The organism is Dolichospermum sp. LEGE 00246 (genome assembly GCF_015207865.1).
GTDB lineage: Bacteria > Cyanobacteriota > Cyanobacteriia > Cyanobacteriales > Nostocaceae > Dolichospermum > Dolichospermum heterosporum.
Genome location: NZ_JADEWA010000396.1, coordinates 1 through 5,147 on the forward strand (window position 1 = coordinate 1; position 5,147 = coordinate 5,147).

Here is a 5,147-nt window from a genome sequence, read left to right on the forward strand (position 1 = left end):
AAATATGTCTCAAGATAGATGATAAATATAGTTTCTTCCTGATTGGGACTGGTGTAATAACAACACACCTAACCTCCTCCCTGCAAGCAATGAGCAAGTTAGGATCTACCTCATGTAATTATAAATATCTGTATATATTTTAGCATTATAATGAGTATTATTAAGTATAAGTAGGTGAACAGAAAAATTTAAAGGTATGTGAAGAAAAGTAAAATCACTCAAAACTCTCTTCCTGTTCCCTGTTCCCTGTTCCCTTGCCCCAACGACAATTTTTAACGCCAACCTACTTTAGTGAAATTAAAAACTTGATCATCAATCTCTATCTTAAAAAACCTCATGTTGCTATATTTTTTAATTAGTATCAATAATCAAATCAGAAATTATGACAAAATACATCTTATGGGGAAGCTATTGTGAAGACGTTCTTACCAAACGCGAACCCTATCGTCAAGACCATTTAGCCGGATTAGCACAACAGAAAGAATCTGGAATTTTAATTACCATTGGTCCAACAAAAGATGTAACTCAAGTTTTTGCTATTTACGAAGCTGAAGACGAAAACACCGTTCGTCAATTAGTGGAATCAGATCCCTATTGGCAAAACGGCATTTGGACAGAGTATTTTGTTAAAGAATGGATTCAGGCTTTTTAGCCCCTTGACACAATTTTTAACGAAAATAATTAATTCGTAATGGGTAATTACGAATTAATTATCCCTTCAGTGCCTTTTGAAAATTGCGACGATAGGATGAATTAACTAAAAACAAAGCAGGCCATAGCAAAGCCAAACCGATCCGATTAGGTAAAGTTTGATTAAAATTAGTCCTACCAAATCCAGTCCAAAATTTCCACACGCCACCGATATAAACTACAATTATTGCAAACACAAGTAAATTCATGATTACCGTCAACTCCCTTAATAACTGACATCATCTTATAAGAAGATAAGCTAAAAACCCCGGAATTAATCCCTAAAAATCCCCAAAATTTTTAGAGATCAATGTCTCGTAAGCCGGGGATGAAAGCTGCAAGAGGGGATTTATCCCTCAGTGATAAGTTAATTATATTTGATGTTATAATCTCAATTGACAGTAAAGGTAATCAACCTGTATAAAAACCTAACTGCCTAACGGTAAGCTGTACCTTGACAATTAAATCTATGGGGTTCTACTGCATTGTTTTAGTTTTCTCCTATCAGTAGGTAAAAGATTTATAGGTGCTAGACGAATCAGAATTTTGAAACGATAAGGAATAGGGAACAGGGAACAGGGGAGGAACTATTGGTGTCAACTTAAGCTACAGATGGCTTATTTGTTTGGCTCACAGACCCGCCCAGAAATGAATTAGAGTAAGCCACAAAATAAATGATCCTGTTTTGTCATGCTGAGTGTAGCGAAACGAAGCGAAACGAAGCATCTCAATAGATTCTTCACTACACTTCGTTTCGTAATCCCTCTGACACGCTGCGCGAACAGAATGACATTGGGCATTTCTTTTTGTGGAGTTCTCTAAAGTAAACTCAACAATTTCAAAAATTTTCTAGTTATTGAGTCGTCTTGAGACGACTTTTGCTATGAGACTGGGAATTCATTCCCAGTCGGACTATGGATTTTACGTTAAGTTGACACCAATGGGGAGAAACTTCTTTCTTCCTCCTGATAGCGTTCACGTAGTGTGCCGAAGGCATAGCCTGGCGTTAGCCATAGTCCTGATAGCGTAGCGTTAGCCATACTCCTGACTCCTGACTCAGTGAATCCTTTCAGAGATGTTTCTTATGGAAGGTTCTGAAATTTCAATAACTATAAGAGACTAGAAAAAGAAAAATATCATGGTTTTAGTCAAGTTTAGGAGTATTTATGCGTGCAGTCTTAATGGCAGGTGGTTCAGGAACACGGTTGCGTCCTTTGACTTGCGATTTACCCAAACCAATGGTTCCGATCTTAAATCGTCCCATTGCTGAACATATCATTAATCTCCTCAAACGGCACCAGATTTATGAAGTAATTGCCACATTGCATTATTTACCAGATGTTCTCCGTGATTATTTTCAAGATGGCAGTGATTTTGGCGTACAAATGACCTATGCTATCGAAGAAGATCAACCATTAGGTACGGCAGGTTGTGTAAAAAATATTACTGAACTTTTAGATGAAACTTTTTTAGTCATTAGCGGTGATAGTATCACAGATTTTGATTTGAATGCTGCCATTGAATTTCATCAACAAAAACAATCAAAAGCTACTTTAATTTTAACCCGTGTGCCTAATCCCATTGAATTTGGTGTGGTAATTACGGATACAGAAGGGCGCATTAACCGATTTTTGGAAAAGCCTTCCACTAGCGAAATCTTTTCTGATACTGTCAACACTGGCACTTATATTTTAGAACCAGAAGTCTTAGACTATTTACCAGAACATACTGAATGCGATTTTTCCAAAGATTTATTTCCCCTCTTGCTAGCCAAAAACGAGCCGATTTACGGTTATGTTGCTGATGGTTACTGGTGTGATGTGGGTCATTTAGATGCCTATAGAGAGGCCCAGTATGATGCTTTACAAAGGAAAGTTAACTTAAAAGTGGCTTATCCAGAAATTGCTCCCGGTTTGTGGGTAGGACAAAATACTTATATTGATCCTACAGCCAAAATTGAAACCCCAGCCGTAATTGGTAATAATTGCCGCATTGGCGCGAGGGTGAAAATTGAGGATGGGACAGTAATTGGTGATAATGTGACAATTGGGGCTGATGCTCATTTAAAAAGACCAATTATTTGGAATGGGGCAATTGTTGGCGATGAAGCCCAGTTATCGGCTTGCGTAATTGGTCGCGGTACTCGTGTAGATAGACGCGCTCATGTCTTAGAAGCGGCTGTGGTAGGTTCGCTGTCTACGGTGGGAGAAGAGGCGCAAATTAGCCCTGGGGTGAGGGTATGGCCAAGTAAAAAGATTGAGTCTGGTGCAGTTTTAAATATTAATCTGATTTGGGGAAATACTGCCCAACGCAATTTATTTGGACAGCGCGGGGTACAGGGATTAGCCAATATTGATATTACTCCAGAGTTTGCTGTGAAGTTGGGGGCTGCCTATGGTTCGACTTTGAAGCCTGGTTCAATGGTGACAGTCTCCCGTGACCAACGCAATGTTTCCCGGATGGTAACACGGTCTTTAATTGCGGGTTTAATGTCTGTAGGTGTGGATGTTCAGAATCTCGATACTACGGCTATTCCTATCGCTAGGACAGTGATTCCTACTATGCACGTAGCGGGGGGTATTCATGTCCGAGTTCACCCAGAACGCCGTGATTATATCTTGATTGAATTTATGGATGTTAAGGGCATTAACATTTCTAAAGCCCAAGAAAAGAAAATTGAGGGGGCGTATTTTAAGGAAGATATGCGCCGTTCCCAAAGTCATGAAATTGGTGATGTGGTATATTCTAGTCAATTAATGGACTGCTATGGCAAGGCTTTTGAAAAGTTATTAAATTTGGATACTTTGCGTAATAGTCGGGCAAAAGTGGTAATTGACTATGTTTACGCTGTGTCTGGGGCTATTTTGCCGCAAATGTTAGATAAATTCGGGGCTGATGCGGTGGTGTTAAATGCTAGTTTGAATAAAACGGCAATTTCCAATGCTGATAGAGAATTACTATTGACTCAATTAGGTCACGTTGTGGAGGCGGTGAACGCTAATTTTGGCGTGCAGGTATCAGCTAATGGGGAACAACTGATTTTAGTTGATGAATCGGGTTTTCCCATTCGTGGAGAAATGCTTACGGCTTTGATGGTGGATATGATGTTAAATGCTAACCCTAGAAGTTCGGTAGTTGTACCAGTTCATGCTTCTAGCGCGGTGGAATTAGTTGCCCATCGTCATGATGGTAATGTAATTAGGACTAAAGCAAATCCGACGGCTTTAATGGAAGCTTGTCAGAAGAACCCCAATGTGGTTCTAGGTGGGAGTGGGGAAACTGGGTTTATTTTTCCGCAATTACATCCAGGGTTTGATTCGATGTTCTGTATTGCCAAGCTGATTGAAATGTTAACCATTCAAGAGCGATCGCTGGCAACGGTGCGTTCCGAATTACCCCGTGTCATTAATAGAACTTACACAGTCCGCTGTCCTTGGACTGCTAAGGGGGCGTTAATGCGTTATTTGGTGGAAACTCACCCCGCCCAGAATCTGGAGCTAATTGACGGCGTGAAAATCCGCCAGCCCTATGATGACAATTGGCTATTGGTTTTACCTGATGCTAGTGAACCCCTAGTCCATCTCTATGTTAACAGTAGCGATCGGGATTGGGTTGATGAAACTCTCAGAGATTACCGCGCCCGTGTCCAGTATTTTGTGGAACGCGAACAGGAAAATTACCGTTTGGATATGTAGGGCTGGCTGATAGCGTAGCGTGGCGTTAGCCATATAAAACTGAAACCTTTTTATTAATAAGGGTTTCGCTGATTTTTATCACAAGAAAGTGCAAGGTTTTGGCTGATGGTGTCTCAAAATTGGTGCATTTTCCTGGGTCGGATTTGGAAAATTGAGGATATCCAGACAGTTAAAACTGTTCCCAGTTAAGAGTTAAGGTAACACCAAAAAATAAATTACCCAATTTTGTGGGATGGGCATTCTTGCCCGTCCTTGATGATTAGCGGGCAAGATGCCCGCACTACAAGAAATTTTTGGGTATTTTTCTAATTGGAAATCCCTAAGAGTTCCCTGCCCTCACAGACAACTTATTCAGCAAACCCTATATATTTTCCTCTATATCTTCGTCCATATCCTTCAGATATATTAGCACCGAATAGATACAGCACTTCTTCTAACTTGTTGAACCATACCATATAACTCATCCTTGGGAAAAAGTTTAGTGAGGAAATAGCATCTTTGAGCAATATCCATCCCTTTTTGCCAAATTATTAAGTCTTTAAAGTCATTAATATCTGACATTCCTTCTGTTAAGAGTTCCCAGTTAAGGGTTGCCTCTAGTTTAGCATATTAACTCCGGTAGAGCCTGAAAATTTACCTGAGTTCGATGTAAATAAAAAGTCTAAAAGTACGTAACAGCAATAGTTCTGTCAATAAGTATTGGTTATTGAGAATTAAAGCCCACGCCAAAAAGTTCTCAAAAAATTAATTTTTTGAAATGTA

At 39.7% G+C, this 5,147-nt stretch carries 4 protein-coding genes; 2 read left to right on the forward strand and 2 right to left on the reverse strand.

The window, feature by feature from the left end; all coding sequences use genetic code 11:
• Positions 1–382: 382 nt before the first annotated feature.
• Positions 383–652, forward strand: a complete 270-nt coding sequence (locus IQ228_RS20620) for a YciI family protein (protein WP_027403483.1) — start codon at positions 383–385, stop codon at positions 650–652.
• A gap of 58 nt (positions 653–710) precedes the next feature.
• Here IQ228_RS20620 and IQ228_RS20625 read toward each other — a convergent pair whose 3' ends face one another.
• The gene (locus IQ228_RS20625) at positions 711–899 is read right to left on the reverse strand and encodes a hypothetical protein (RefSeq protein WP_173401716.1); all 189 of its coding nucleotides are present in this window, start codon (positions 897–899) and stop codon (positions 711–713) included.
• A gap of 957 nt (positions 900–1,856) precedes the next feature.
• Between IQ228_RS20625 and IQ228_RS20630 the strand changes: the two genes are divergently transcribed.
• Positions 1,857–4,385 carry a mannose-1-phosphate guanyltransferase gene (locus IQ228_RS20630; protein ID WP_027403481.1) on the forward strand — a complete coding sequence of 843 codons (2,529 nt, stop codon included), beginning with the start codon at positions 1,857–1,859 and terminating at the stop codon, positions 4,383–4,385.
• Between the two features lie 405 nt (positions 4,386–4,790).
• Here the strand turns inward: IQ228_RS20630 and IQ228_RS20635 are convergent, their stop codons facing one another.
• Entirely contained in the window at positions 4,791–4,946 is a 156-nt protein-coding gene (locus tag IQ228_RS20635) for a four helix bundle protein (RefSeq protein WP_228043979.1), read from the reverse strand.
• Positions 4,947–5,147 lie beyond the last annotated feature (201 nt).

Coding starts and splice junctions, on each gene's coding strand:
- IQ228_RS20620 (WP_027403483.1), top strand. CDS start 383: ATGACAAAATACATCTTATGGGGAAGCTATTGTGAAGACGTTCTTACC.
- IQ228_RS20625 (WP_173401716.1), bottom strand. CDS start 899: ATGAATTTACTTGTGTTTGCAATAATTGTAGTTTATATCGGTGGCGTG.
- IQ228_RS20630 (WP_027403481.1), top strand. CDS start 1,857: ATGCGTGCAGTCTTAATGGCAGGTGGTTCAGGAACACGGTTGCGTCCT.
- IQ228_RS20635 (WP_228043979.1), bottom strand. CDS start 4,946: ATGTCAGATATTAATGACTTTAAAGACTTAATAATTTGGCAAAAAGGG.